This is a genomic window from Paenibacillus sp. VTT E-133280 (assembly GCF_002264385.1).
GTDB classification, from domain to species: domain Bacteria; phylum Bacillota; class Bacilli; order Paenibacillales; family Paenibacillaceae; genus Paenibacillus_AQ; species Paenibacillus_AQ nitricinens.
In genome coordinates, this window is the sequence record NZ_NFUX01000046.1 from 35,626 (window position 1) to 61,069 (window position 25,444).

A 25,444-nucleotide genomic window follows, 5' to 3' on the forward strand; every position below is an offset into this window, starting at 1 on the left:
GAAGCCTTATGCGCTTTCTTTATATTTCAAGGTTTAATAGCCTGATGATCTGGAAGGGAGCAGGAATGAAGTTATCTAATAATAGCCCGGTTCACAGAATTTATATGTTAAAAGAGGCTGGGAGACGCCAATCCGGCGGTGGTCACATCCGTAATCTCCAGATTGCCCAGTCCCCACTCTTCCTGACATCCATAGAAGCTGCTGTTCTAATAACTATTGAAGGAGAGACTGTAGCTCTTAAAATAGGTGAAATTCTTTTTTTAAGTGCAGGTACGACTTATCAAATTGATGTGCCAATAGAGACGGTTATCTCCATTCACGCAATTTCTTATGAGGTATACGGGCTAAGTAATAGCACTGAGCAAGAACTCATCTATGGACTTTGTCGTGAAATTTTCCCAGCGAACGGGATCTTACCTATACGTACAACGAACAAAATAACCCGCTTATTTAGTGAATTAGAAGGCGTTGCTGCCAATAATTTAGAAGCACAGGCAAATAGAATTCAATCCTTGCTGCATCAGCTACATCAACTGGTCGTAGAGGCTGATGCTGAAGCAGACATTACGGATAATTCTTATTTCAGAATGCTCTCTTATATTCACCAGAACATCCAAAGAGAGATCACGCGAGAGATGATGTCAAAAATGATGGGATTTAATCCTCGCTATTTCTCAGTATGGTTCCGCAAGCAGACGGGGTGGAGCTTCACCGAATATGTAACTCATTTAAGAGTGAATAAAGCGAAAAAATATTTGATGTCCAGCCAAGCAACAATCCAGCAAATTTCTCAAAAAGTAGGCTATTCAGATGGACTATATCTGAGCCGCAAATTCAAGCAAGTCACCGGGATGACTCCAACAGATTTCCGTTTGCGTCCCAAACCGAAGCGGATAGTAGCGTTGCAATTTTTCGGGGATTTACTTGCGCTGGGTGTTAAGCCTGTCGCGGTTGAAAAAGATGTGATGAACTACTCATTACTTTTGCAGCCTGAACTGGCGGATGTACAATCGTTTGAATTGCAGGGATGTCCGGCGGAAGCCGACTTGTCTGGGCTGGAAGCCGATATAGTCATTGCACCGACCTATCTGAGCCCCCGTCAGCTTAAATACATGGAAAAGTTGGGTCCACTAGTTACGGTGGAATGTGATGAGATGGACCGCTTAGAACAGATTCGTTTATTCGGCAGACTGCTGGGAGAAGAGGAGAGGGCAGAGGCATGGATAAGGCACTATCATTTGAAAATAGATTTGGCCAAGCAGCGCTTGTCCTCCCTAATTGAATCTGGTGAAACGGTAGCGGTGTATGAGATTAGGCAAGATAACGGTATTTATATCTGGAATCATACAGCCCGAGGTGTGTACAATCTGTATCCAATGTTAGGGTTAGCTCCACCGGACAAGGTAAGGTCAGATGTTCTGGAGCGGAATGATCATCTATGCATCTCACTTTCGGAATTGCCAATATATGCGGCTGACCATATGTTTGTGGTTGTATCAGGACGTGAGGACTGGATATCCAGAACACGTAAACGCATTAGCAAAAGTACGGTTTGGCGCAATCTTACAGCATACAGGAATGAACGCATATATTACCTGAAGCTTGAGGAATTTTGGGGCAGCGAAGGGCTTGCACTCGAACGTCAGTTGGAGATACAGACAGATTTGTTAACCGGCCATAAATTAAGCTGACAATCGTCCATAGCCAAATTGATGTATTAGCGTGTATATATGTTTTCCCACCGAGACGGTATATTAAACAAGGATATAAATGATATTGATTATCAATATCATAATAATATAAAGTCTCAAGGAGGATTTACATTGTACAGAGTAATATCGTTAGGAAAAACAAGCATGATAGCCGTTGTGCTTACGCTGGTGCTACTGTTGAGCGCATGCGGACAAGCTGCTAATCAGGGGAATGCTCCAGCTAGCACGTCTGCTGATGTGGCTAAAAGCACTAATGATTCTGTAGTTGCCAGCACGGAGCCGGCTGCTGATGCAGAGTACTGGACATACGAAAGCGACAAAGGTCCGGTGCAGATCCCACGCAATCCACAAAGAATTGTAATTCCGGTACAAGACTTTATTGGTGATCTTCTGACACTGGGGGTGACGCCCATTGCCGTAGCTGGGAATGATATCTTGAACCATCCATATTTCAAAGAGGCGCTTACAGGTGTAGAAGTAGTGGGCGATGACATGACGGTGTCCCTGGAGAAAATAACGAGCCTGGAACCGGATTTAATTATCACTTATCAGGAAGATACCTATGAGCAAATCTCCAAGATTGCTCCGACTGTCTTTATTCCTTGGGGTAAATACGACTATAAGGAACGATTGATTGAGATCGGGAAAATCTTGAACAAGGAGCAGCAGGCTGTAAAGTGGGTGGCGGATTTCAATCAGAAGCTGGAAGCGAAGAAAGCTGAGTTGGCCGATCTGATCGCAGCTGACAAAAAGGTGGCAATCTTTGAAATTGCCGGTAAAGAGCTGTATCTATACGGTTCGTCATATGGGCGTGGTGGAGAGATTATATACAACGGATTGGGGCTGCATGCATCTGATCTTGTCGAAGAGGTAGCCTTTAAGGAGGGCTGGGCTTCCCTTTCTCTCGAAACGCTGCCCGAATATCTAGGAGAAGCTGATTATATATTCCAAGGCTTCAGCCGTGGTGTGGAGCAGGATAAGCTGGACATTCTGGACAGTGTCTTTTGGAAAAGTCTACCTGCTGTTAAGGCGGGTCATGTGTTCACATACGATCTCAAAACTTATTATCTCTCTGATGCTTATGCGCTGGACAAGCAGTTGGATGAGATAGTTACGTTGTTGAAGTCACTACAATAAGTTAAATTTGAAGCGTGAGAAGGGATGTCCGCTTAGCCGCTATGGCTTCGGACATCCCTTTTCCTCATGCATTATTTATTATTTATTAGCCAATCGGCCAGCTCTTCGGTCTGGGTTAATACGGCGATAGGGTCATAATACCAGGAACGTTCTTCTTTCCAAACATAGAGGTGTCCATTTTTGACAGCAGGAAGGTTGCCCCAAAATGAATCAGCCTTGTAATCAGCTTCTGTAAGGTTATTTGAGGTTAAGATAATATAATCTCCGGCATACTTAGTTAACGCTTCTTTAGATATTTCCGCCCATTGCTTCTCCATAATCTCCGCTGCTACTTCTGTAGGCGGCTTGCGACCAAGCGCTTGATAGATGGGCTGTCCGCCTCGTCCAAAGTTATCGCCATAGACCCAAATGGATTTTCCGCCGTCTTCCATGATGGAGAAGGTTGCATCTGCCGGGAGGACCTTGTCCACTTTTGCTTTAGCTTCGGCTATCCGTTTGTCATAATCTGCTAGCCAATTCTTTGCTTCTTGTTCCTTTCCAAGGAGTTCTCCGAAATAGGTTAATTCTGCATGAGCATCTTTTAAATCCCCGTAAGGCACAATGATGGTAGGAGCAATTTTGCTAAGCGTTTCATAGCTTTCTGCTTGTCCCGAAATAATCAAGTCAGGATTTAGTGCGATGATTTTTTCAGGTGACATTTTACCGTACGCTCCTGTGTCTGTAACACCTGTAAGAGCCTCCTTATAATACATATTCTCTAAGGTCAAGCCTGGAGCCCCGATAGGAATGGTATCAAGAGCTATTAGACTTCCCAAGTATTCCTCAGCGACAATTCGTTTAGGATGAACAGGGATTTCAACATCACCTTTTACGGTACTGACTGTTTTGACAGTAGGGGTTTCAGCACTTTCTGCTTCTTGACTAGTTTCGGTTGGTGCTTGTGTTGCTGCTGTTGTATTACTGGTGTTACTGGTACCACCTGTATTCTCCACCGTAGTATTGGAATTTCCACAAGCTGATAGGACTAGAATTAACGTCAGCATGAAGGGAAATAGAAGCCAATGATTCTGTTTCGAAGTATTCTTGTGTAGATTATACAATTTGTTGTTCCTCCTATAGTAATTGATTATCATTCTCAATAAGAACTTTACAATCTTCTCTGGTTATTTACTATGGACGAATATGATCTTCGTTTGTGCATATTTATGATGTCATCACACGTAGCAATTCTTTAAGCTGTGCTTGAGAAGACAGCGGATCAAATCCATAGAACATGTCCCCCTTGTTCAGGATGTATACCCGATTGTTACGGACTGCATCTAACTGCTTCCAATCACGAGAACGCAGAAGGCGAGAGAGGCGTTTTCTTCCCTCAGAAGATGATGGGATGCTAGTGATAATAATATAGTCTGCAGGATAGGTTCCGATTTCCTCAATAGATGACACTAGATACCCTGAATCCATTATTCCGTTCTCCATAATGATGGATGGTGGCTTGAATCCAAGATCTCCGTACAAAATCTGACAACCCCTACCGTAACTGCTACTGAAACAATAAGCTGCTCGGGAACTAAGCTCCCAAACGATGGCTGTCCCTCTTTCCGATCCTATCGAATGGTTCAGTTTCTTATTGGCCGCATGGCAGAGCCCGTCGTAATGACCTAACCATTCTTCCGCTCGCTGTCGCCGATTAACCACATCAGCGATCAAACCAAATTGCTCTCGCCAGCTCATTTGCATAAAGGGTAATTCAATGACCGGAGCAACTGGAGTCAGGATCTTATTCTCCGGAATATTGTAGCTGATAATAATATCAGGCTCTGCTAAAGCTATCGAATCAAATAGGGAAGAGCTACCTTCGTTCATCGCTAGTTGCTTGGAGGCAGGCACTTGCTCCAAGCTCCGATGCCAATCCGAATAAACACCGAGTTGGGGCATGATTTCCAGTACTCGTAGGATAGCTGTGTGATTGTAGTTCAAAGCAACAATTTTTTTGTTCTTATTCTGATAGGCTGTAGGTGAAAGGCCCACAAGCTGCTTGAATTTACGGCTGAGATAAGTCCCTTCTTCATAGCCAACCTCGTGCGCCAGAGTTGTTAGATTGGGAGAACTGGTGAGAATTCGTTGCTGCGCTCTGCGGATTCTTAACAGTGTAATATAAGCACTGAAAGTTTGACCCATAATTTTACGAAAGGTACGTGAGAAGTGTTCAGGGCTTACCCCAGCTAACGTAGCCATCTGCTCCCGAGTGATATCTTCGTTGTAATGCGCTTCTATGTATTTAAATACATGTTCAAGCCAGCTTCCTGATGTTTCCTTTGTTGCAGCCAGCTCATGATGAAGATTCACGATCAATTGAGTGAATAATTGCTGGACCTTAAAAGGCTTCCGATTATCGGGTTGTATCCAAGCACTATAAAGCTCACCTGACAGTGCTATCAATTCTGTGGAGGCATGGTGTAAGGAGGAGCTGTCATTTAGAAAATAATCCTCTTGATTACGGTTGGCCGTACTGGCGTACTCTATCCACATCCCCTGTAACTGTTGCTCAGTTTCTAGCTTTAAATTAGAAGATGCAGCAAAATTCTTGATGCTTCCGGGTTTGAGGTTGTGAGGTTCGCCATCTATCTGAAGCTGCCCCTTACCTTCCCAGACAATCATAATACAGGAATTCGTAGCCGGGATGTTATCGGTTGTGTAGTGGGAAAGACTTGTTAGGCTACTAATCTTAACAGGCATATAAAAAGGATGGGAATGATGTGGCATCCCGCCGGATTGGATGGGCATGGTAGAAATAATCCCCTTTTCAATGATAATCATTCTCAATTATAGTATACCAGTCTTTCTTTCTATTGACTATAATAGCTCTTATGATAGTGTTTAGAATAATCCGCTAACGGGATATTTTAGGCATGAAAGGAATGGGGATTTCATGACAACTTGGAATTTACAAGGAACCGTAAGTCACTTGTTGATATGTAATGGTAGCAGCTGCAAGAAACACAAAGGTGAAGAGGTAGCTGAAGCGATAGAAGATGAGATTGAAAAGCAAGGTGCACAGAGTCTTATACATACGACGGTAACCCGTTGTAATGGTAGATGTTCAGATTCCTGCGTCGTGATCGCTTACCCTGAAGGCGTGTGGTATAAAGAGATCACACCTAAATCAGCGAAATCGCTAGTACGGAAGCATTTACAGGGCGAGAGACTTGAAGATCATCTGCTGTATTCTTATGATGGTCAGCTGATGGCTGCAGATGACAAGGGAGCTAAAGGGAAGAAGAAAAAATAGCTGTCCATAGATCGAAGTTTCGCAGCTGAGTGGAATCAAAGCAGAAATGATTGAAGTACCGTCAATGCGCTGGCGGTATTTTTTTGTCTTTTCAGGAAGGCAACGTTGTTTCTTTTAGTTCAGTAGAGGATCATGATTGAATGAAAGGAAGATCTAGGGGGAATAGACATGTTTAAGAGGTTTACAGTGGATGATCATGCAGAAACGGCGCAGTTGTTTGCGGAATCTTTTTGTGAATTAGATGAACAAACTTTTCATACATATATGAAGCTTGAGGCTTATCACTGCCTTGTCGTAAAGAAGCCTGCAAACGTTGGAGGATATTTACGGCTTGCGACTGAAGAATACAGTACTACGATTACAGAACTCATGGCGTAGCGGATGCCAAAAACCCGGATTCTAACAAAGTATATCAATCGATTGGTTTTGTGGAGGCGGGCAGAATTACAGATATCAAATTTGACTTGCGCCCCTAACGTTGACTATGCTATTAAAAAGTGAATAAAATAACACTTCATATAAGGTGGCGCATGGGGGAGAGGGTTCGATGGAGAGGCTGCAGGTGTGGCCGGGGAAGTTTAAAAAGTTTTTTCTGAACAATAAATTTGTGGTAACGTTACTTATTTTATTGTTAACTGGGGTAACTATCCTGGTGTTTTCAAAGATACCGTTTATTTTTACGCCTATATCTGTATTACTGCACACGGTGGCGGCACCATTGTTACTATCTGGTATCGCTTATTACTTGCTGAATCCGTTAGTAGACCTAATGGGAAATAGATTCAGGATGAAACGTGTGTATGCAATCATCATTCTCTATCTGTTAATTGCGGGTATTATTACGTTGATTCTGGTGATGGTGATTCCGATTCTTCGAACGCAGTTATCTGGTTTGATTGACGATTTTCCAAGGTATAGTGACTTGATCCAGGAACGATTTATGAACCTGACGGGAAGCGAATTCTTTGGTCAAGTTCAAGACAGTATAGGAACCAACCTAAGTGAAATTACCAGTAAAATTACGGCTTGGGGAACTTCTTTTCTGAATAATGCGCTAACAGGCGTAGGGAGCTTCGTCGGAGCCGTTACGGAAATTGTGCTGGCGGTGGTGACGACACCGTTTATTCTATTCTACTTGCTTCGTGATGGAAAAAGATTGCCAGATTACATTTTGAAATTTGTACCTACCGCGCTGCAGCCGCAGACTCGGATGGTAATGTCGGAAATGAACGCGCAAGTATCTTCCTATATTCGAGGGCAAATAATAGTAAGCTGCTGCATTGGTGCGCTGCTCTATATTGGCTATTTGATTATTGGTCTGGAGTATTCACTTGTTCTTGCCATTGCCGCTGCTTGTACAGCAGTTGTTCCCTATTTGGGTCCGGCAATTGCTATTACACCAGCCTTAATTGTGGCCATGGTCACTTCACCATTTATGCTGCTGAAGATGATCATCGTTTGGACGGCTGTACAGCTGATTGAAGGGAAGTTTATCTCTCCGCAGATTATGGGCAAGACACTGAAGATTCATCCGATCACGATCATTTTTGTGATTATTTTTGCCGGCAAAATGTTCGGCGTTCTTGGCATTATCCTTGCAGTTCCTGGTTACGCGGTGCTCAAGGTTGTATTTACACATATTTTTCAATGGTTCCGGTTCCAGTCCGGATTGTATAAGCAGATTGAAGAGAATAAGGAATAATGTGGAAGGGTGAAATGTAATGGTAGGACCGATAGCAGTAACCTCTTACGGTAAGCTTCAAGGACGAGAGGAGGATGGCGTGAACGTTTGGCGTGGAATCCCTTTTGCCGCTCCACCAGTTGGAGAGCTTCGATTTCGTGCGCCGCAGCCACCAGAAGCTTGGAGCGGAATTAGAGATGCTTCTGAATTTGGTCCAGTTAGCCATCAGCCAGCGGATACGAGAGGTACGCGTTTCGGTGGATTAACACCTCGTCATTCTGAAGATTGTTTATATTTAAATGTATGGTCACCTGCATCCTCAGGCGAGGCACTTCCTGTAATGTTCTGGATTCACGGGGGGACATTTGTGACAGGTGCGGGAAGTCAGCCACAGTTTGATGGCACTAGCTTCGCGAAGAATGGAAATGTAGTCCTGGTGACGATTAATTATCGACTGGGACCGTTTGGTTTTATGCATCTGTCTTCGCTTGGTGATGGATTTGCGTCTAATCAAGGCTTGCTGGATCAAATTGCCGGGCTGGAATGGGTAAAGCATAATATTGCCGCCTTTGGAGGCGACCCTCAGCGAGTTACGGTATTTGGAGAATCAGCTGGCAGTATGAGTATCGCAGCCCTTCTGGCTATGCCTGCTGCAAAGGGATTATTTGCTGGAGCGATCATGCAAAGTGGGGCTGCTCAAACTTTGCCAAATCAGCAAGGAAAAGATATTGCTGTAGCATTACTTACTGAACTAGGCATTTCCCCTGATGGAGATACTAGCCTACTTAATACTTTCTCAGCGGAACAAATTATAGACGCAGCCACAAGAATGACCATTAAATTAACGGGTGGTTCAATAGGCATGTTATTTCAGCCTGTCATTGATGGGGATACGCTTCCTATAGATCCTGCACAGGCTGTGGCAGAAGGATCGGCCCAGGGGATTCCGTTGTTGATTGGAACCAATCGAGATGAGGGTAATTTATTTTTCAGGGGAGAGACACCAGGTGCAGACTTTGATGAATCGCTCAAGGCGCTGGAGCAGATGATGGGAACTGGAAGTCTGGCGGAGGTTGCCAGCCACTATTCTTCTACATGGGAAGGACAGGCGGAGATTCTAACGGATCTATATTTCTGGGGTACTTCTATATCCTTAGCTGAGAATCAATTGGCCTATGCGCCTGTGTGGATGTATCGTTTTGATGGGACGGTCCCTGGCCATCCTTTGTTAAATAAAGCTGTACATGGTGCGGAAATTGTCTATGCTTTTAATAATTTGTCTCATGTAACTCGCTTGGGCGCGGAAATTACACCGGGGATGCAAAAATTGGCTAAAAGTATGCATGCGGCATGGATTGCCTTTGCTCATCGTGGAAACCCAGCTACATCTGAGCTATCATGGCCTGAGTATAATCTGGAAGAACGTCCTACACTGATCTTTGATGAAGAGATGCGAGTAACTCAAGATCCCGATTCAGAGAAACGCAAGAGAATTGTCTCTATTCTGGTTTGAGAAGTCTGAGGGGATGAACGGGGATGAAAATTCAAGGATTTAATCATGTGACGGTAAATGTGAGTGATTTATCACGTTCATTGAATTTCTATACGGGTATTTTGGGTCTTCAGCTAATTCACAAAGGGAATACAGATGCTTATCTGGAATGGGGGAGCGCATGGATTTGCCTCATTGAAAAGCCAAAATACATTGAATTAATGAGCAATGTAATTGGGATAGACCACATTGCTTTTAGTATAGCGGAAGAACATTTCGAGGAGGCAGTACAGGTACTCCGTACCCACGAAGTACGAATCATTAGAGGACCTGTTAAAAGGGGAGTAGGCAGGACAGTCAACTTTCTCGATCCAGATGGGATTCAGTTAGAGCTGCACACTTCTAATCTAAGAGAACGAATGAGTGTTTGGAATAACAAACATGAATAAATAGAAAGAGGAGCTTCAAAGCCAATTGGTGGCTTTGAAGCTCCTCTTTTTTCTATCGACCTAAATATTCCTTTATCCCTAGAACTACTGCTTCGGCTATCCTATTCTGTACATCCACGGTGAAGAGTAATCCTTCGTCCTTGGTATTACTTAAGTAACCACATTCTAATAAAATGGCTGGCATTTTAGTTTCTCTTGTTACATGATAATTCGCTTGACGAACCCCTCGATCCTGAAGACCTGTAGCAACAGTAAGATATTTATGAACGGTTTGCGCGAATAATAAACTATCTTTACGTGTGTAATAGGTCTCAGTACCACTAGGATTGCTCTTACTGCCCACTGGGATACTATTGGCATGAACAGAGATGAACAAATCTGCTTTTACCTTATTGGCGAGGTTGGATCTGTCCTGTAGGGTCGGGTATGTATCATCACTTCGAGTGAGCACAACCTCAATATTTGGCTCTTTCTTTAGTAGTTCTGCAATTTTCAGTGCTGTTGGCAAGGTGAAATCCTTCTCTTTTCGGTTACTTCCGGTGCCAGGATCTTTCCCACCATGTCCTGCATCAATGACGATTATCTTCTTGTCTGTGTTGCCGGTTGAAGGTGGAGGCGTTGTAACCGGTACTTCTGGTACAGTGGTTGCAGGAGGCGTGGTGCTTGTCCCATTTAGATCCACTATAATAAGTCCATCGTTAGCATTTGTTACACTGTAGTTATTCGCGCTGTTCAGATCAATCACGATCCGGATCGTAGAGGGAGAACTACTGAATAATGAATAACGAATGGTTGAGACGTTAGGATATTCGGTAATCGTCAACTGCCCGCTTTGGTTTTTTCCGACAGAAAGGTTCTGATGAAAGCTGTCGCCAAAGCTGGTATTCGGTAAATCTACGACAATTCGGTCTTTATCGGTCATTGTGAATACATTAGGTGTTACACTACCGTTCACCGCAACGATTAGTTTATTATCAACAAAGCTAAGATTTGTGACGGCCGTTGAGGAATTTCCGTCGGTTGCTGTGTTACCGTTGGATCCATTATCAGAGGGTGCGGTTACAGAAGTGTCTGGAACTGTAATTTCCGGATCGCTTCCGCCAATCTCTGGCACTGGAGAAGTTAAGTAGACCGTTTTGGTCACATTATCCCAACCTACAGTAGTTCCTGTCTGTTCACCAACAAATCTTAAAGGAACGAGGGTCGTGTTGCCACTTAGAAAAGGAGGGTTGTCCAGTTTTACCTGTTTCCCCGAAGCCTCTGCCATCGCATTATTCACGATAAGCTTTAATGTCGTTCCCTTTTGCTCAATGGTTGCAGTCTTGGTCACATTATCCCATTTCACGGTATAACCAAGCTGCTCCGTAACGAGGCGAAGTGGAACCATCACGCTTCCATTTACAATTTGAACTTGTGCTTCTTTAGAAATCTTAAGATCATTGCCGTCTAGATTGATGTGTGTCTCTGCAGAGCCGGCATAACCAGTTCCTGGATGAACCAGCACCAACAAAAGCAGCAGTAACGCCAAAAAACCAAACTTCTTCATCTGCAATCCCTACCATCCCCGTTTCTTGGTTTCTAGCAATTCTTACTTTTTCTTCCTTTGATGCAGTTTCAGCGTATATAATTCTTAAACGACAATAGTTTCCAAAAGTTGCGCTCTTTTAGAGTGAAAAAGGAAAAATTTCGGTAGAAAAGCGAAAAGAGAGCTATCCCAAACATTTGGGTTAGCTCTCTTTCCCTAACAATATTTTATTTCAAAGAAGTATATCCCGTTTTTTCTACCAATTCCTGACCCTGAGCAGATTGCATCCAATCTAGAAAGGGCTGAATATTGGGGTTGTCACTTCCGGCAGTCACAGCATAAAATTCTGTAGCCAAAGGGTACTGTCCACTACGAATACTCTCTTTGTCGGGCTTAACACCATCTATGGCGAGTAGTGCAATTTCCCCGCTTTGATTCATTTCTGAGGCGTAGAATAAGAAGCTGTACCCGAGTGCATTTTTATAATTGCGATAGCTGGATGTTTGTTTAATGATTCCGCTCATAATATCTGCGACGTCTTCCTTAGGTGGTGTCATGAGTGTGGTATCTCCCATAAACTTTTGCAGCATCGTCTGGCTCCCACTATCCTCTGGCCGTTGAAAAGCGCGAATACGGTTATTAGCTCCGCCTACCTCTTTCCAATTGGTGATCTTGCCTGCGTAGATATCTTTAAGCTGGGCGGTAGAAAGTCCAGTCACTTCGTTTCGTTTATTCACAAAAAATACGAAAGCCTCGCGCCCAATAGGTGTGAGCTTCAGCTCGACGCCTTTTCGCTTCGCATGTTTTTGCTGAGCAAGAGAAGGAGCAGCCACAAAAATAATATCGGTTTCACCTTCAATTAGTCTTTTGTAAGCTTCCGGTGTGCTGCTGCAAATTACTTGGCCGATTTGAAAATCATATGGTTTATAATTGCCCGCAGGATAAGCAGATTGCACGAAAGCTGAATACAGTGGGTAAAGTGCGGTTGCACCATCCAGCTTGGGTGGATTGCTATCGATACTATAGGCAGAAGGTTTGTCTAATTTCACTGCTTTCGTATTCTCAGCAAAGGGTTCATATTGTACGAGATTGACCTCCCGATCATCGACCGTGGCAATGCTGTTAGTATATGCTTGCTTGATCTCATATCCTGCGGTTACGAGCACACTAAGTCCGAGGATGGATAGCAATATTATATTGCTTGTTTTTCGGGACAACAAATCAAATATAAGGAGTACAACGTAAATGGCTATTACCACAGATAAAATCGCCACAAGAGGAGTATAAAAGATAAGCCCCCCGAAAAGCGCAGTAATTATCGAACCTATGAATCCTAAAAAAGCTATGACTCCGACCGCAAAAAAGGAGAACAATAGCTTCGTCCAGAATGACTCCTTCATCCAAAATGATTTCTTCATAACAACCTCCTTAGAAAAATTCCTAAACTATGGAAAAATAAACATAATTTCATTATACAGATTTTTGTGGATGAGACAGTAGAACAATAACGAAAAAAATATGTAATAAAAAGCTGTAATACATGAAAATTTTATGTATATTTTCATAAAGTACTGGACGAATGGCAAGAAGAGGTTTATTCTGAGATTGTGAAAAAAACAACGGAATACAAGATTCTCGGGGTAGGGTGAAATTCCCAACCGGCGGTAATGTTCAAAGCGAACTAAGCCCGCGACTCACTTGTTCTGCTTGCAGAGAAGTGACTGATCTGGTGTGAATCCAGAGCCGACGGTAAAGTCCGGATGGGAGAGGATCATAAGATAAAGGCGCTAGGAGTCTATCCTGTACGTCTTTATTGATAATGCCCCCGAATCGACCTTTTATGGTGATTCGGGGGTTTTTGGTCTCTTATCGAGGGTTTGTATCGACAAGGAGAATGGAATTATGAGTAATGTAACAGCTTCAACATCAGCTAATAAGGTAAGCAGCACGTCGCCGTTACGCAGTGGTTTTTGGCTCGTTGTGTTCGGTGCAGCACTATGGGGCGTGGATCCGCTCTTTCGTATTATCCTTTTAAAATCATTGACCTCATCGCAAATTGTTCTTTTGGAGCATGTGGTGCTTTTCTTGGCTGCTTCCCCTGTTCTTTGGCGTCACCGGGCGGAGCTAAAAGGCATTGGATTCCGCCAGATTGGAGCTTTGCTAATTGTTTCCTGGGGAGGTTCTGCCGGGGCAACAATTCTATTTACGATGGCACTCTCCAGTGGGGATTTAAATGCTGTGCTGTTGCTGCAAAAGCTTCAGCCGATATTCGCTATCGGTCTTGCAGCCTTAATTCTTAAAGAACGTCTGCCTAAAAATTTCGGGATCCTCATTACTGTGGCTCTGGTAGGAACCTACCTGCTGACCTTTGGCTGGAGTATTCCATTCGGACATGTGAACAACTTTATCGGTGTTAGCAGTCTGATGGCCTTAGGAGCGGCCGCATTATGGGGTGGCTCGACAGTAATGGGACGTTATCTGCTTGGGTCTATGAAATATGAGACAGTGACTTCCCTAAGATTTATAATGGCGCTGCCGCTGCTTTTCGTAATCACCACATTAGAAGGGGCTCCTTGGCAGATTAATGGTGGATTTGGTGCATCTGCTGCCATAGCCATTAATTTGTTGCTGCAGGCTTTGCTGCCAGGACTGCTCAGTATGCTAATGTATTACAAAGGACTCAGCACTACCAAAGCTTCCTTCGCTACATTGGCTGAACTAAGCTTTCCTATGACGGGAGTAATCATTAACTGGATCGTATTCCAGCAGCTCGTCACCCTACCGCAAATTATCGGGTTCGCGTTGATCTGGACTGCTTTATTCTTTATATCGAGTCAACAATCTAAAGCACAAACGCTCTGAACAGACTCTGATTGTATAGATTGAACTAAATAAAGTATAAAGGGATGACTGAATGCCTAGAGGCTTTCGGATCATCCCTTTTTGTATGTCTCAACAATACATTAGACTGCAAAAACTGCAGAAATGTTTCGTACGTAGCATATAGCGTAATAATTTAAGCCTTTACAATAGAGAGGACGATAACAGTGCTTGAACAAGCTATCACCTGTCTACCTCATTGTGCGGGGAGAAATTATCTATGCGTTAATGAAGATTATTTGTACAATAGAGGCTATGACATTTGAGTCGGAGTGTGAAGGAAAGTGTATAGATATAATTTATTTACCAAAATCGTAAGTATCATGGTCATCATGCTGATTCCTATTACGATCCTCTATTTCTATTCCAATAAGACGACCACGGATGTGCTACGTACGGAGTTAAATACTTCGAACAGCAATCAGCTCAGTTTTTTTCAGAATCAAGTCGAGAGTAATATGGAGCTGTTGTCCTCCTGGCCGATCCTGCTCATTCATGATCCTGATATTTTGAGCTTAAAGGATACTTATTTGAAGGGGACACATTTGAACCTGGATGCAATAAATCTGATTAAGCGGATTCAGACCAAAATCAGTATTCAGGAAAGCTCCTCCAACTGGAAGAGTAAGTTGTATCTATATTCACCGTCGATCCACCGAATGGTGTCAGAGAATGATGCTTTACCATATTCGGATGAGGATTTGAAGCGGGAAGTAAAGTCAGGCTGGCATGTAGAAAAGATCATTGAGCAGGATGGCGACCATTTTGTGTTCTCTTGGTTTTCTTTTACCCCCTTCATGTCAGAGTTCACTCCTGAAAAGGCCAATACGATTATGAAGGTGGAGTTTGACAGCCGAAACATTGAAGATATGCTGGATAAATTTAAAAGTGATGGCAGGAGAGATCCTTTTTATTATAAACAGGGTACTGGACTTATCTTTAACCGTAGTGCTGACAAGCTGCTAGCTAATGAATTGGTAAATAGGCTGGAGCAAGAGCAGTTGAAGCAAAGCGAAAATCGTACAGTGAACATTAATGGTGAGTCCTACAGTGTAAACATAGTCTTTTCGGATAAAATGGGCTGGTATTTGATCGACTATATGCCGCTGTCAGAAATACTGCATCCAATCCAAACCTCCAATCGCTTATTTTATTTTGCTATTGGTGCATTGTTATTAATGAGCTGTCTCGTAGCCTATCTACTATATGTGCAGGTGCAGGTGCCCGTTAGATTATTGGTTGGAGGCTTCCAGAGGTTGAAGCAAGGAGACTACTCTGCGCGGGTGGAGATCAAAGGTAAAAATGAGTTCAGCTTCCTGTCCGGAAGGTTTAATAGCATGGTGGAACAGATTCAGAAGCTGATCGAGAATGTGTTAATGGAAAAAATCCATGTTAGGGAAGCCAGATTAAAGCAGCTTCAATCTCAGATCAATCCGCATTTCTTCTATAATTGCTTCTCCTTTATTACGAGTATGGCGAAGCTCGATAATATGGGTGCTGTCGTCGGTATGTCGCATAATTTATCCCGGTATTACAGATATACGACCCGCCAAGAACGCGATCTTGTCGCTTTATCTGAAGAAACGGAATTTGTGACTCACTATCTAGAGATCCAAAAAATGAGGATGAGCAGACTTCAATATGAAGTTCTTATCCCACCGCAAATGCGGAAACGGGATCTTCCTCCGTTGGTTCTTCAGCCTTTGGTCGAGAATGCGGTTATCCATGGAATTGAGCCTGTCTCTAAAGAGGGGCTGGTGCGAATTACGGGCACATGCAACGGAAGAGTTATGACATTAACGGTTGAGGATGACGGAAAAGGCATGACCCCGGAGGAAATTATCGTATTGGAAAATAAGCTAGGCAAAGCGATGGATGAAGAAATGGGCTGCGGGCTTTGGAATGTGCATCAGAGAATGCGGCTGCGTTTTGGTGAGGATGCAGGATTGACGATTGCACCATCATCACTTGGAGGACTACAGGTTAAACTTCAGTGGTTGCTACCGCTAACTGACAATAATATGGATGACATCTAGGAGGGAATATGTTGATAGAGATCTTGTTAGTCGATGATGAGCCTTATGTAACAGAAAGTCTGGCCCGCACGATTCCGTGGGACGAGATTGGCGTAAAGCAAGTGCATCAGGCGGCATCAGGTGCTGAGGCTCTGGAAATATTGGAACAGCAGGATATAGATATTATGGTTACTGATATTTCTATGCCGGGAATGTCCGGGTTACAATTAATTGAAACAGTGAGTGAGAAATGGCCGGATATCCGTTCGATCCTACTGACAGGTTATTCTGATTTTCAGTATGCTAAGAAGGCGATTCAGCTGCAGGCCTTTGATTATATTTTGAAGCCGGTAAGTGATGAAGAATTTATCAAAAGTATCTCCGGAGCGATTGAGTCTCTAAAAGATGAATGGGAGGCACATGATAAATACCATTTGCTACTCTATAATCGGAAAGCCGATTACAGTGTTTTACGGGCCAACTTGATGCATGAATTACTACTTGGTAGAGTACTGTCTGAGCGGACACTTGCTTTAAAGCTAAAGGAATATGAAATCTCTTTCGAATCAGATGTTGAAGCGGCGATGTTATTGATTCAGCTGGGTAAACATTATGCCGCAATGGATCATCATTCGGTTTCCCTAATGGAATATGCCATCGGCAATATTGCCGAGGAGCTCTTTAAAGAGCAGTTCCATGTCTGGTTTTGCAAAGCACCCCATGATTGTTTAATTTTGCTTGTCGAGCTGAAGCCAGTCATCCAGCGGGAGTTAGAGAAGTCGAATAATTACGATGCTGCGAGACAACAAATCCTTAAGTCAGCGATCGCTAACTTCAGAATTAGTGTGAGTAACTACCTGAAGGGTGAGATATCGCTTATCGTTACGGAGTGGTTCGCTTTTCCCGAAGGGATGACGGCTGCCTATCGAAGTGGCTTAAGTTCAATGTTTTTGACAACACATAATGAAACAGGCTCGGTACTTTATCTGGGGGATCGTCATCTTCAGGAGATGATGAGCATCAAATCACTCGAAAGCCTTTACCGTCCGCCAACGCTTATTCATTTGCTGGAATCTAAGCAATGGGATACAGCCCGCGAGAAGATCGCTGATGTGTTCCGAGATATGGAGAATGCGCGATTTTCAAGTGAGCATCTGTATGAAGTTTTTTTGTCCATTACTAATGCGTTCATGTACATTGCCCACAAAGGGGGGCAGTTCATCTCACAAATCGACCAATATGCGTTCGATCCGATGTTGACTCAGAGCATCATTGTTTCTTTTGACAAACTGAAGGACTGGGCGTTCGATATGCTAAACAAGCTTCAGAAGGAACTCTCAGAAAGTGATCAGAATACGAAAAGTTACATTATTAAGCAGGTGCATGAGCTGGTAGGGAACCATTCCGGACATGATCTGTCGGTCAAGACGATAGCGGATCATGTGTATCTGCACCCCGTATACTTATCTAAAATATATAAGGCAGAGACAGGAGAAGGGCTCGGAGACTATATTATCCGCATGCGGATGGAACGTGCACTTTATCTGCTTAAGAATACGAATAAAAAAATCTATGAAATCACTACCGAACTCGGATATCAAAATCCGCAATATTTCAGCAAAATGTTCAAAAAGCATTACAATATGACACCAAATGAATTTCGTGACGGATAGAGAGGTTGAGAAAGGTGCAGAAACCTTGTTTAAATGACGTATTCGACATCATCTTCGTTCCCTATAATTAAGTCATAACCAACACTTAAGGAATCTAAGGGGGAACAAAATGAGCGCGATGAAGAGAAAAAAATGGCTGCCGCTCCTGTGTATGAGTATGCTTTTGGTAGGTAGTCTCGCAGGTTGTTCGAGTAATAATGCTGCTGATGGAAAGAATACAGCCGGTGATACGACTACCAATACAACATCTAATTCTGAAAACGCCTACAAGGATAAATATGATCCTGAGGTAACCATTACAACGGTATGGGGTGTTGACCCTGAGCTTAAATTCAAGAATGGGGAAAGCATTGAGAATAACGTAGCTACGAAGTGGACAAAAGAAAAGTTCGGCATCAATATTAAATCACTTTGGTCCATTACAGATACGAATGGCGCTTTTGGAACTAAACTACGCCTGTCGATGTCATCTGGTCAGGAAATGCCCGATGTTGTAACGATCGGTACGGGGGATAGCACGATTGCTCAGGATTTGATTGATTCCGGTATGTATGCTGAAGTGGGAACACTATTTGATAAATACGCCTCAGCTACTTGGAAAGAAGCCATGGCACAGGATCCGAACGTATGGAACCAATACAGCCGTGATGGCAAAAGAATGGGTCTCCCTGTACTCGATTACGCATACAACCATGATTACATTCTTTGGATCCGCCAAGATTGGCTGGACAAGCTAAATATGCAAGCTCCTAAAACGATTGATGAGCTAGAAAAAGTTATGGATGCATTCAAGAATCAGAACCCTGACGGCTTGGCACCAGATAAGGTGACTCCGCTCAGTATCGGCTTTAAGACATCAATGAACACTTGGATGGGCGATCCTTCTTGGATCTTCGGTGCTTATGGAACGCTTCCGCAGCAATGGAATCTTGATGCTGATGGTAAATTGGAATACGGCTCTGTAAATGCAGGTATGAAGCAAGGGCTCGAAAAAATGAAGGAATGGCTCGCAAAAGGTTATATTCCTCAAGAAGCAGCGCTTTGGGATGAGAACAAAACAGCTGAGCCAGCAGTGGCGGGCACAGCAGGTATTCTCCCAGGACCATACTGGATGAGCGGTTGGCCGCTTCAAGATACTGTGAAGAATGCTCCGGATGCTGTATGGGCTCCAATTGAAATTCCAGCAGGACCAGATGGTAAAGTTATGCGTCATGGAACACAGTTCACTAACGGTGTAACTCTGATTAGCACTAAGATGAAAAATCCAGAAGCCTTCTTCACCTATCAAAACTATCTGTTCGATAACTTCGCTGATCCTAAGCCTGGAAGCGAGCTAGATAACGGCCTCTTTGCAGGATATGACTATGAACTAGATGCAAACGGTAAGATGATTGAAAATGATAAAATTGCTGGTGGTTATGTAAACAGTGTTCGTTATATGCTGGTTCGTGACGGCGCCCGGATTCCAGATGCCCAAATGAAAGCCCTTCTTAACCTTGCAGATGGTGCTGAACCAACCACTCGTTTGGAGAAGGATGTAGCTGTGAACTATGGTAAGGATACTCCTGCAGCTGCAAAGGTTCTGCTGGCACAAGAGGATAAATCCTTCAAAAATATGTTCACAGGCCCTACTACTGAAACTATGAAATCGAAGATGGATTACCTGAACAAAATCGAGAACCAAACGTTTAATGAGATCATCTATGGCAACAAGCCACTAGAAGCTTTCGATACCTTCGTAGCGACCTGGAAATCAGGCGGCGGCGATCAAATCACTAAAGAAGTAAATGAATGGTATGACAGTGTAAAATAATGCTCTGTTAAGGGTACAATTAGGGACTGTTTTCTCAGCTGTTATTTAGCTGTGGAAACGGTCTCTTTTTGCGTTAGCGGTTATCCGAATTTGTATAAATTAGCTTCTGTTTCTATACGGTAAAGAGATTGGTTTTGTACCATATATATTGGTTTTGCTCGCTATTTGGGGAATCCTGTCGTTGCTATAATTTGAGTATGGTTACAGAAGAACTTGACACGATATGGGGGACCAAGGATGAGAACACTTAAAAAAACATGGCCATTTCACTTAATGTTGCTGCCGGCGATGATATTCCTGATCATCTTCAGCTTTATACCGATGGGCGGAATTGTGATGGCGTTCCAGGATTATAAGCCATGGCTAAAAATTTCGGGATCAGCGTGGGTTGGATTAGATAATTTCCGCTATCTATTTGAACGTAATGACAGTATGCAGGTCATTTGGAACACATTGATTATTGCCGTTCTAAAGATGATCTTCAATCTGGCTGTGCCGTTTGTGTTCGCCATTCTGTTGAATGAGATTCGCAAGGTTTATATACAGCGTACAATTCAGACACTGGTTTATTTACCTCACTTCTTGTCTTGGGTCATCCTTGGCGGGATCTTGCTGGATTTGCTTGCTACAGACGGCTTCGTCAATCAGATTCTCGGCAGTATGGGGATTAAACCCATCTTTTTCTTAGGAGATAATAACTGGTTCAGGTTCACGGTCATTCTCACGGATGTATGGAAGGAATTTGGTTATAACACGATCGTTTTCCTGGCTGCTCTAGCAGGAATTAACCCTTCATTATATGAAGCTGCTGAAATAGATGGTGCAACCCGCTGGAAACAGACACGTTTTATCACAATGCCTTCTCTACTGCCAATGGTTGTTGTGGTAGGTACCCTGGCTCTTGGAAATGTATTGAATGCAGGGTTTGACCAGATCTTTAACCTCTATAATCCGCTGGTCTATCAGAAAGGCGATATTATCGACACCTTCGTATACCGTACAGCTATTCTGAATGGTGAGATGGGGTTTGGTACAGCAATCGGACTGTTCAAGTCAGCCATTAGTATGGTCCTAATCCTTGTATCGTACAGTCTGGCTAAAAAATGGGCAGGATATCGCATTTTCTAAACTACCAAAGGAAGAGGGAGACCTATGTATTACAAAACTAGAGGTTATCGTATTTTCAACATATTCAATACTTGTTTTCTGATCATACTCGCACTCATGTGTATTGTTCCTCTGATTCACGTATTAGCTGTGTCTTTCAGTGCCAAGTCTGCGGCTGATGCCAATCTGGTAGGCCTGTGGCCAAAGCAGTTCTCTCTGGAAGCTTATAAAAAGACAATGAATAATCCGATATTCCTGCACTCCATATGGGTATCCGTACAAAGAACCGTACTCGGAACCGGACTTACACTTCTGATTACTTTTCTGGCGGCTTATCCCTTATCTAAGGAAAACTCAGTTTTTAAAGGTCGGAATGTGTATTCCTGGTTGTTCGTTTTCAGTATGGTGTTCAATGGTGGACTGATCCCTTTCTACATTGTCATTCAAAAAATTGGCTTAATGGATTCCTTCTGGGTACTCGTTCTGCCAGGTGCAGTAAATACGTTCTTGGTCATTCTGATGCTGAACTTCTTCCGTGGTATTCCTAAAGATCTGGAGGAAGCTTCACTAATAGACGGTGCCGGACATTTCCGAACCTTATTCAGTATTTACTTACCGATTTCACTACCATCGATTGCGACGATTGCACTGTTTAGTATGGTGTTCCATTGGAACTCCTGGTTCGATGGACTGTTGTACTTGAACAATTCCAAGCAGTTTCCGCTGGCGACCTTTCTGCAGACCGTTATCATTCAACGGGATATGAGCTCCATGAGCATTAATCCGAAGGAGATGGAATTAATCTCGCAGACAACGGTTAGAGCCGCGCAAATCTTTATCGGGGCTGCTCCTATTCTAATCGTATATCCATTTTTGCAGAAATATTTTGTTAAAGGGATGACACTTGGTTCTGTAAAGGAGTAGGGATGATGATAACGACATTTATCAATGGAATGGATATCTCGTTTTTGGATGAAATAGAACAGGGTGGAGGCAAGTTCCACAGTAGCTCTGTTCGGAGCGCTGAGGAAGGTGAGGATTTACTCCACATCCTAAAGGACAATGGAGTGAATGCCATCCGGCTACGGATTTGGAATGACCCTCCAGGCGGTTTCTGCAATTTAGAACGTACACTGGTCATGGCTAAGCGAATCAAAGAAGCAGGGCTTAACTTTTTATTGGATTTTCATTATTCAGACAAATGGGCCGATCCGGCTAACCAATGGAAGCCAAAAGCTTGGGAGGCACTTGACTTCAGTGGTTTGACATCCGCCGTGTATGAGTATACACGCGAGACCCTCGAAGCTTTACAGTCCCAAGGCACACTGCCCGATATGGTGCAGATCGGTAATGAAATTACGCCAGGCATGTTATGGGGAGAAGGCAAGGTTGATGGAGATTGTGATACTCCGGAGCAGTGGGAGCAGTTCACTACGCTAGTTAAAGCGGGTATAGGGGGTGCGAAATCCGTCGATTCTGACTTGTCCATTATGATCCACATTGACCGGGGAGCTGATCATCCGGCGAGCCGTAACTTTTTTGATCGTTTCTTAGAACATGGCGTAAATTTTGATGTTATCGGATTATCATTCTACTCTTGGTGGCATGGTACTTTGGACGACTTGCAGCTTAATCTGAACGAATTAGCGCTGCGTTATAACAAGGATATCATTGTGGTGGAAACAGCCTATCCATGGACACTGAATGCACCTAAAGGATTTCCAGTAATTGTGAATGAGGAAGCCCAGCTCCATGAAGGTTATCCAGCCACAGTAGAGGGTCAAGCTAAGTATATGAAGGATTTCATAAACGTAATTGAGAATACACCTAACGGAAAAGGAATCGGCTTTTATTACTGGGAGCCTGCATGGATTCCTTCGCAAAAGGAATGGTCTGTTGGGCATGAGAATGGGTGGTCCAATTTAGCTCTGTTTGATTTTGAAGGTAAGAAACTGGATTCGCTCCATTTCTAAAGATTATTAGGATAGAAAAGAAGACAGCCAATGGTTAAGCACCGTGGCTGTCTTCTTTTTTAATTCAAAAAGGCATCTAAAGCCACCGTAGGCTTACCAGAAGAATCAAAGGCACCTTTTGTGTAAGCGTACCATGTACCATAACTCTCCGGTTCCCAATAGAATACGCCAAGCCCTTTGCCGCCACTTACCGATTTTGTTTTGCTAATGATGTCCGTAAGAAAAGCTTTAGCCGTTGTTGGAGCACTAACATCCATTCCGACCTCTGAAATGATCACCTCTTTACCATACCGGGCAACCATATCATTCATATTCGTTAATGTCTGAGCATTCAGTGTAGACCAGTTGCTTGTAGTTGGATAGAGTGACATGCCGATCACATCATAGTTGGCACCGTTAGACTTCAGACCGTCAAACATCCAGCGGAACAAGGAATTGTCGTAGCCGTTAGAGAGGTGGACGATGACTTTTGAACTACTACTGACCGCTTTTACTGCACTATAACCTGAATTGATCAACGCGGCAAAATTACTCATACTTACAGAAGCTTTTCCATCCTCCCAAAGCATTCCATTATTCGTCTCGTTCCCTACCTGTACCCATTCCGGCGTAACACCGCTAGCTTGGAGTGTATTCAGAACATCATAAGTGTGGTCATATACCGCTGTCTTTAGAGCTGTAAAGTTCTTGCTGGTCCAGGCAGCAGGTTTCTTCTGATTGCCAGGATCTGCCCATGTATCACTATAATGAAAGTCAATCATGATTCGAAAACCCATGTTCTTAGCGCGAACGGCCTGTTTCACAACATCGGCTTTGTTGGAGAAATTAATGGAGGGGTTGACCCAGACCCGAAGTCGAATGGAATTCATCCCGTGGTCTTTGAGGATTTGCAGTAGATCTTGTTTCACACCGTTATCATTATAAAAAGACCAATTATAGTACTCCATCTCCGATAGCCAGCCTACATCCGCCCCTTTTGCAAAAGTCGCAGCAGCCTCCGCAGGTTTGTTATTCACAAAGTTGAAACACATACTAAACACGAGAGACAGGCAGATGAACAATTTGAACATTGTTTTTGAGCTTTTTTTACTCATGATAATAACCTCCAGATTAGGGTTTTAACAACAAGTGCTCATTAAATCGCGACGTTTGTATCCGCTTACATAAATGCCTCCCTTCGTCTTTTATAACAAGATTGTAAGGTGTGATAAGTCTTCCCGATACCTATAAAGAATCAACATTTCAGCATCTTTGGAAATTGATTCAGAGCTTCAAGAGTAAAAATAAGGCTTTACTCCCATACTACCGTTATCTTGCACCGGAGCTATTTGACCACAACCTTTAGGAGGAATGCGGATGAAACAACATTCTGCTCCCGCCATCTATATACAGCTTAAGAACCGGGTGACGGTACCCAAAGGTAAAGGTGTCACATTGGGTGATATTGCATTTTTGATCGCGGAGCCAGAGCTGAAAGAGTCCCTGGAATCTATTTTGCTAATGAAGCCAGAGCAAAGTGACGGCAATCTGATTTTGATTGATCTTCTGATGGTTATTCCCCGCATTTATGAGCTGGTGCCCGAAGCGGACATTGAGCCGATCGGTGAAGGGAGAACGATTGTGCAGATTGAAGGTCCGCTGGAGAGGCGTAAGCCCTCAGTAGCGATGTTTGTTTTAGTGTGGCTGCTGCTGTTCTTCGGGTCTGCGCTGACCATTATGAATTTCCATGCGGATGTAAACATGCAGGAGGTCCAAATCCGAATTGTCGAGATGATAACCGGTCATCGGGATGAGCATCCGGTTGTCTTTCAGATTGCGTATTCTGTAGGCATCGGTTTTGGGATGGTCATTTTTTTCAACCATTTATTTAAGAAAAAGTGGAATGAGGAGCCAACACCGCTAGAAGTGGAAATGTACCTGTATCAGAAAAATATCGATCAATACGTCATCAATGAGGAGTATAGCAAAATGAGGCGCCGTGGAGAAAATCAACCAGAGAACGTGGAGGACGGAAGATGACGGCACCTATAACACTAGGGTTGAATTTGCTGCTGGGGATTGCAGGGGGGATCGCTGTAGGTGGCGGTGTGATCGCTTTATTTGTGGTTCTTGACATGGTGCCCCGTCTGGCCCAATTAACTTCTTCTTACGATAAAGTACATTGGTACGAGGGTGCGATGGTAGTCGGATCATTGGTAGGAACCGTAAGTGATTTTTGGAATTGGAAAATATCTTCAGGTCCTTTAGTTGAACTTGGTATAGGACTATTTGACGGGATTTTTGTCGGGATGCTCGCTGCAGCATTGACCGAGGTATTAAATGTGCTGCCGATACTCGCGAAACGCTTGAATATGACACATTATCTGTTCGGGCTGTTAATGGCGATGGTAAGCGGGAAGGTCGCGGGTTCTTTGTTCGACTGGTTTGTATACCGACAGTAAACGGGGGTTATGGAATGAGCAAATTTATTCACAGCGGTGATTCTGTGCCAGAAGAGGATCATCAGGAAGAAAACGCTGCGGCTGCCGCAGCAATGAAGAATACCGCAGAGGATCTGGTTGATGATCATACTGAGGCAAACGGAGCTTCTATGAACAGTGAAGACGCAGATCCGGCGGAAAATACTACAGCAGCTGATCCGAGTCAAGAGCAGCAGGATGCAGAAGCCTCAGATGAGCTAGGGTCAGAAGAGCAA

The 25,444-nt window shown here is 43.5% G+C and carries 22 protein-coding genes and 1 riboswitch; of the genes, 17 read left to right on the forward strand and 5 right to left on the reverse strand.

The window, feature by feature from the left end:
- Positions 1-65: 65 nt before the first annotated feature.
- Both CA600_RS19355 and CA600_RS19360 read left to right on the forward strand, forming a co-directional pair.
- On the forward strand, positions 66-1,691 hold the full coding sequence (locus CA600_RS19355) for a helix-turn-helix domain-containing protein (protein WP_179281667.1): 1,626 nt from the start codon (positions 66-68) through the stop codon (positions 1,689-1,691).
- A 132-nt stretch (positions 1,692-1,823) separates the two neighbouring features.
- A complete protein-coding gene (locus CA600_RS19360) occupies positions 1,824-2,849 on the forward strand; it encodes an iron-hydroxamate ABC transporter substrate-binding protein (protein WP_256989912.1) in 1,026 nt (341 codons plus the stop codon).
- 71 nt (positions 2,850-2,920) lie between these two features.
- Here CA600_RS19360 and CA600_RS19365 read toward each other — a convergent pair whose 3' ends face one another.
- Both CA600_RS19365 and CA600_RS19370 read right to left on the reverse strand, forming a co-directional pair.
- Positions 2,921-3,949 carry an ABC transporter substrate-binding protein gene (locus CA600_RS19365; RefSeq protein ID WP_256989913.1) on the reverse strand — a complete coding sequence of 343 codons (1,029 nt, stop codon included), beginning with the start codon at positions 3,947-3,949 and terminating at the stop codon, positions 2,921-2,923.
- A gap of 103 nt (positions 3,950-4,052) precedes the next feature.
- Complete coding sequence (locus tag CA600_RS19370; protein WP_179281668.1) at positions 4,053-5,636, reverse strand: AraC family transcriptional regulator; 1,584 nt, start codon at positions 5,634-5,636, stop codon at positions 4,053-4,055.
- Positions 5,637-5,781: 145 nt separating this feature from the next.
- On the opposite strand from CA600_RS19370, the gene CA600_RS19375 reads away from it, so the two are divergent.
- From CA600_RS19375 to CA600_RS19395, 5 genes are all read left to right on the forward strand, one after another.
- Positions 5,782-6,141 carry a (2Fe-2S) ferredoxin domain-containing protein gene (locus CA600_RS19375; RefSeq protein ID WP_094872157.1) on the forward strand — a complete coding sequence of 120 codons (360 nt, stop codon included), beginning with the start codon at positions 5,782-5,784 and terminating at the stop codon, positions 6,139-6,141.
- A gap of 168 nt (positions 6,142-6,309) precedes the next feature.
- Entirely contained in the window at positions 6,310-6,519 is a 210-nt protein-coding gene (locus CA600_RS19380) for a hypothetical protein (protein ID WP_094872158.1), read from the forward strand.
- Between the two features lie 169 nt (positions 6,520-6,688).
- On the forward strand, positions 6,689-7,843 hold the full coding sequence (locus CA600_RS19385) for an AI-2E family transporter (protein ID WP_094872160.1): 1,155 nt from the start codon (positions 6,689-6,691) through the stop codon (positions 7,841-7,843).
- Between the two features lie 19 nt (positions 7,844-7,862).
- A complete protein-coding gene (locus CA600_RS19390; RefSeq protein ID WP_094872161.1) occupies positions 7,863-9,335 on the forward strand; it encodes a carboxylesterase/lipase family protein in 1,473 nt (490 codons plus the stop codon).
- 23 nt (positions 9,336-9,358) lie between these two features.
- Entirely contained in the window at positions 9,359-9,763 is a 405-nt protein-coding gene (locus CA600_RS19395) for a VOC family protein (RefSeq protein WP_094872162.1), read from the forward strand.
- A 52-nt stretch (positions 9,764-9,815) separates the two neighbouring features.
- On the opposite strand, the gene CA600_RS19400 is transcribed toward CA600_RS19395, so the two are convergent.
- The gene (locus CA600_RS19400) at positions 9,816-11,309 is read right to left on the reverse strand and encodes an N-acetylmuramoyl-L-alanine amidase family protein (protein WP_094872182.1); all 1,494 of its coding nucleotides are present in this window, start codon (positions 11,307-11,309) and stop codon (positions 9,816-9,818) included.
- A gap of 206 nt (positions 11,310-11,515) precedes the next feature.
- On the reverse strand, positions 11,516-12,706 hold the full coding sequence (locus CA600_RS19405) for a substrate-binding domain-containing protein (protein ID WP_256989914.1): 1,191 nt from the start codon (positions 12,704-12,706) through the stop codon (positions 11,516-11,518).
- 209 nt (positions 12,707-12,915) lie between these two features.
- A riboswitch (FMN riboswitch) is annotated at positions 12,916-13,064 on the forward strand.
- A 126-nt stretch (positions 13,065-13,190) separates the two neighbouring features.
- Here CA600_RS19405 and CA600_RS19410 point away from each other — a divergent pair.
- From CA600_RS19410 to CA600_RS19440, 7 genes are all read left to right on the forward strand, one after another.
- Positions 13,191-14,150, forward strand: a complete 960-nt coding sequence (locus tag CA600_RS19410; RefSeq protein ID WP_094872164.1) for a DMT family transporter — start codon at positions 13,191-13,193, stop codon at positions 14,148-14,150.
- Between the two features lie 302 nt (positions 14,151-14,452).
- Positions 14,453-16,204, forward strand: coding sequence for a sensor histidine kinase (locus tag CA600_RS19415; protein ID WP_094872166.1), 1,752 nt, complete (start codon positions 14,453-14,455; stop codon positions 16,202-16,204).
- Between the two features lie 11 nt (positions 16,205-16,215).
- Complete coding sequence (locus CA600_RS19420; RefSeq protein WP_094872185.1) at positions 16,216-17,856, forward strand: response regulator transcription factor; 1,641 nt, start codon at positions 16,216-16,218, stop codon at positions 17,854-17,856.
- A gap of 109 nt (positions 17,857-17,965) precedes the next feature.
- The gene (locus CA600_RS19425; protein ID WP_094872168.1) at positions 17,966-19,669 is read left to right on the forward strand and encodes an extracellular solute-binding protein; all 1,704 of its coding nucleotides are present in this window, start codon (positions 17,966-17,968) and stop codon (positions 19,667-19,669) included.
- Positions 19,670-19,906: 237 nt separating this feature from the next.
- Positions 19,907-20,797 carry an ABC transporter permease gene (locus tag CA600_RS19430; RefSeq protein ID WP_042129685.1) on the forward strand — a complete coding sequence of 297 codons (891 nt, stop codon included), beginning with the start codon at positions 19,907-19,909 and terminating at the stop codon, positions 20,795-20,797.
- Between the two features lie 24 nt (positions 20,798-20,821).
- On the forward strand, positions 20,822-21,700 hold the full coding sequence (locus CA600_RS19435) for a carbohydrate ABC transporter permease (RefSeq protein WP_094872170.1): 879 nt from the start codon (positions 20,822-20,824) through the stop codon (positions 21,698-21,700).
- A gap of 5 nt (positions 21,701-21,705) precedes the next feature.
- Positions 21,706-22,749: a glycoside hydrolase family 53 protein gene (locus CA600_RS19440; protein WP_094872172.1), complete on the forward strand. Its 1,044-nt coding sequence runs from the start codon at positions 21,706-21,708 to the stop codon at positions 22,747-22,749.
- A 59-nt stretch (positions 22,750-22,808) separates the two neighbouring features.
- Here CA600_RS19440 and CA600_RS19445 read toward each other — a convergent pair whose 3' ends face one another.
- Positions 22,809-23,843, reverse strand: coding sequence for a glycoside hydrolase family 53 protein (locus CA600_RS19445; RefSeq protein ID WP_094872174.1), 1,035 nt, complete (start codon positions 23,841-23,843; stop codon positions 22,809-22,811).
- A gap of 262 nt (positions 23,844-24,105) precedes the next feature.
- On the opposite strand from CA600_RS19445, the gene CA600_RS19450 reads away from it, so the two are divergent.
- The 3 genes from CA600_RS19450 to CA600_RS19460 all read left to right on the forward strand — a co-directional run.
- Positions 24,106-24,768 (forward strand): stage V sporulation protein AA, encoded by a 663-nt coding sequence (locus tag CA600_RS19450; RefSeq protein ID WP_094872176.1) that lies wholly within the window; start codon positions 24,106-24,108, stop codon positions 24,766-24,768.
- Positions 24,765-25,190 (forward strand): stage V sporulation protein AB, encoded by a 426-nt coding sequence (locus tag CA600_RS19455; RefSeq protein ID WP_042129676.1) that lies wholly within the window; start codon positions 24,765-24,767, stop codon positions 25,188-25,190. Before CA600_RS19450 ends, CA600_RS19455 begins: the two co-directional genes overlap by 4 nt.
- Positions 25,191-25,204: 14 nt before the next feature.
- Positions 25,205-25,444 (forward strand): hypothetical protein (locus tag CA600_RS19460; protein WP_218832789.1); only part of this gene is annotated, 240 nt, incomplete at its 3' end.